Source organism: Rugamonas apoptosis (assembly GCF_014042355.1).
Classification (GTDB): Bacteria; Pseudomonadota; Gammaproteobacteria; order Burkholderiales; family Burkholderiaceae_D; genus Rugamonas; species Rugamonas apoptosis.
The window spans coordinates 1-693 of record NZ_JACEZU010000042.1 but is presented as its reverse complement, the minus strand read 5'-3'; the positions used below and the strand labels follow the sequence as shown (position 1 = coordinate 693).

General features: G+C 68.3%; 1 protein-coding gene. It reads left to right on the top strand.

The annotated features are described in order from the left end of the window. On the top strand, positions 1-693 hold a 693-nt coding region (locus H3H39_RS27340), incomplete at both ends, for an Ig-like domain-containing protein (protein WP_182157693.1).

Below are 693 nucleotides of genomic sequence, written 5' to 3'. Positions count from 1 at the left end.
CGCCGTCGAAGGCGGCAACAACGTCATCGTGCGCGCCACCGACGTGGCCGGCAACACCCACGATGCCGCAGCCTTCGCCTTCACCCTCGACACCACGATCGCAACTGCGGGCGTGGCCCTGACCACGGACACTGGCGTCGCCGGCGACGGCGTGACGAGCCAGGCTGCGCTGACGTTCAGTGCGCCAGATGCCGACGCCACCCGCGTCATCACAGTCGATGGCAAGCAAGTCGCCAGCTATGACGCCGCCAGCATGACCGACGGCGCCCATACTGTCAGCATCACCGACACCGATGTCGCCGGCAACACCAGCACGGCATCAACCACTTTCACCCTCGACACCGCGACTGCGGCGCCTGTCGTCGCGCTGAGCAGCGACAGCGGCTCCAGCGGCAGCGACGGCATCACCAACGTCGGGACACTGGCCATCAGCGGCACCGAGGCCGGCGCCACCATCAGCTACAGCACTGATGGCGGCACCACCTGGACTAACAGCTTCAGCGCCGTCGAAGGCGACAACAGCGTCATCGTGCGCGCCACCGACGTGGCCGGCAACACCCACAATGCCGCGGCCTTCACCTTCACCCTCGACACCGCGACCGCGGCACCCGTGGTTGCCCTGGCCCACGACAGCGGCGCCAGCGGCAGCGACGGTATCACCAACGTCGGTACACTGGCCGTCAGCGGCGCCGA